This is a genomic window from Pseudomonas sp. (assembly GCF_037994325.1).
Lineage (GTDB): Bacteria > Pseudomonadota > Gammaproteobacteria > Pseudomonadales > Pseudomonadaceae > Aquipseudomonas.
This window is the reverse complement of sequence record NZ_JBBNAH010000355.1, coordinates 1-2446: the sequence shown is the minus strand read 5'-3', so window position 1 is coordinate 2446 and position 2446 is coordinate 1. Positions and strand designations below refer to the sequence as shown.

The 2446-nt window shown below is 63.0% G+C and carries 3 protein-coding genes; all 3 read left to right on the top strand.

Translation table 11 applies throughout. From position 1 onward, the window contains the following. Positions 1–345 precede the first annotated feature (345 nt). Positions 346–1140, top strand: a complete 795-nt coding sequence (locus AAAB16_RS12125; protein ID WP_110617285.1) for a hydroxymethylpyrimidine/phosphomethylpyrimidine kinase — start codon at positions 346–348, stop codon at positions 1138–1140. Next, complete coding sequence (gene thiE, locus AAAB16_RS12120) at positions 1140–1769, top strand: thiamine phosphate synthase (protein ID WP_340663543.1); 630 nt, start codon at positions 1140–1142, stop codon at positions 1767–1769. The genes AAAB16_RS12125 and thiE overlap by 1 nt, the downstream gene beginning before the upstream one ends. 72 nt (positions 1770–1841) lie before the next feature. Then, on the top strand, positions 1842–2446 hold a 605-nt coding region (locus AAAB16_RS12115), incomplete at its 3' end, for an aminotransferase class III-fold pyridoxal phosphate-dependent enzyme (RefSeq protein WP_340663542.1).

The following is a 2446-nucleotide window of genomic DNA, read 5'->3' as shown; positions in this document are numbered from 1 at the left end:
GTGGTGTACTCGTCAAACTCGACCCCATGGGCGAGGTTTGCCAGTAGGCACAGGAGAAGTAAAAGACCGTAGCGCATGCTGCCCCGCAATGGGCCTGATCGTGTGACGTCGGAGCCCCATCTCCGTCGTGACGTCACCGCGTCGGCCTGACTATTTAATTGGGGCAACTCTAGCATAGCCGTCCGGCGCTGGAACCCGCTCAGCGCAAGGCACGGCCAGTGCCATCAGGGATGCCAGCATGGGGTTGGTGCCGTCAAGCGCACACCCGACTTCTCACTGGTAGTGCATCCATTAACACGCCCGGCATGGGCTACAAAAAGGTGAAAAGTGATAAGCTCGCGCACCATGAATACCTACGCCTCCCGCCCCGTTGTTCTCTGCCTTTCCGGTCACGACCCTAGTGGTGGCGCCGGTCTTCAGGCCGATATCGAGGCCTTGCTTGCGCAAGGCTGCCACGCCGCTCCAGCGGTAACCGCCCTGACCGTGCAAGACACCGTCAACGTCAGCGACTTCCGCGTGCTCGACCGCGAATGGGTGCTGGCCCAGGCCCATGCCGTGATCGCCGATATGCCCGTGGCCGCCGTAAAGCTCGGCATGCTCGGCTCGGTGCAAATGGTCGAGACCGTGCTGGAAATCATGCACAAGCTGCCCGGCGTGCCCTTGGTCTGCGACCCGGTGCTACGTGCCGGTGGTGGCGGCGCCTTGGGCAAAGACGAAGTCGGCTTTGCCATGCGCGAACGCTTGCTGCCGGTGGCGACCATCGCCACGCCAAACCTGCCCGAAGCGCGCATTCTTGCTGAACTGCCGGAAGGCACCGCGGACGAATGCGCCGCTAAACTCTTGCCCTTCTGCCAACACCTGCTGATTACCGGCGGCCACGGCGACGAAGCGCAAGTGCATAACCGTCTCTATAGCCGCGACGGCAGCCAACACACCTTTACCTGCGAGCGCCTACCAGGCAGTTATCACGGCTCCGGCTGCACCTTGGCCAGCACCCTGGCCGGGCGCTTGGCCCTGGGTGAGAACCTGGCCAGCGCGGTGCAATCGGCCCTCGCCTATACCTGGCGTACCCTGCGCGATGCTGAGCAATTGGGCCGCGGCCAATATGTGCCGCGTCGCTTGCCCTTGGACTTTTGCTAATGGCAGCCTTGCGCGGTCTCTACGCCATTACCGATAGCCAACTGCTGGCCGGTGGCAAACTGCTGCCCTATGTCGAAGCGGCGCTGGATGGCGGCGCCAAGCTGCTGCAATACCGTGACAAGAGCACCGATGAAGCCCGCCGCCTGCGCGAAGCCGAAGCGCTGAAAACCTTGTGCGAGCGTTATGGCGCCAGCCTGTTGATTAATGATGATGCCGAGCTGGCGGCGCGTCTGGGCGTTGGCGTGCACCTCGGTCAAGGCGATGGCTCGTTGTCAGTGGCGCGCGCCCTGCTCGGCCGCAAAGCCATTATCGGCGGCACCTGCCTGGCGCAAATCGAACTGGCCGAACAGGCCGCCCGTGAAGGCGCCAGTTACGTTGCCTTTGGCCGCTTCTTTAATTCCCACACCAAGCCCGGCGCGCCAGCTGCCACCCTGGAGCTGGTGCAACAAGCCCGCGCCCGGGTGCAACTGCCCATCTGTGCCATTGGTGGTATTACCCTGGAAAACGCCGCGCCCTTGGTGGCCGGTGGCGTCAGCCTGCTGGCCGTTATCCACGCGCTGTTTAGCGCCGACAGTGCCCAGGAAGTAAACCGTCGCGCCTGCGCCTTTAGCGCGCTGTTTCAGCCTTGAAAATCGAATCCTGAGTGCGCCGGCAGGCCCGCCCTGCCCGCCTCCTTCCTGTTCCGTTTAAGGAGTCTAGCCATGACCCAGTCCCGTTCCCAAGCCCTGTTTGCCAGCGCGCAAAAACACATTCCTGGTGGCGTTAACTCGCCCGTGCGTGCCTTTCGCAGCGTCGGCGGTACGCCGTTGTTTTTCAAACATGCGGTCGGCGCCTATGTCACCGATGAAGACAACAAACAGTACGTGGACTACGTCGGCTCCTGGGGCCCGATGATCCTCGGCCATAGCCACCCGGACGTGCTGGAAGCGGTGCGTAAGCAACTGGAACATGGCCTGTCCTACGGCGCGCCAACGGCGATGGAAACCGAGATGGCCGAACTGGTGTGCGCCATCGTGCCGTCGATGGAGATGGTGCGCATGGTCAGCTCCGGCACCGAAGCGACCATGAGCGCCATTCGCCTGGCCCGTGGTTACACCGGCCGCGACAGCATTATCAAATTCGAAGGCTGCTACCACGGCCACTCCGACAGCCTGCTGGTAAAAGCTGGCTCCGGCGCCCTGACCCAAGGCGTGCCGAGCTCGGCTGGTGTGCCAGCGGCCTTCGCTAAACACACCCTGACCCTGCCGTTCAACGACATCGCTGCCGTTGAGCAGATGCTGAGCGAAGTGGGCAGCGAGGTGGCGTG

Excerpts from the sequence above, each read along its gene's own strand:
- AAAB16_RS12125 (WP_110617285.1), top strand. The coding sequence starts at position 346 with ATGAATACCTACGCCTCCCGCCCCGTTGTTCTCTGCCTTTCCGGTCAC.
- thiE (WP_340663543.1), top strand. The coding sequence starts at position 1,140 with ATGGCAGCCTTGCGCGGTCTCTACGCCATTACCGATAGCCAACTGCTG.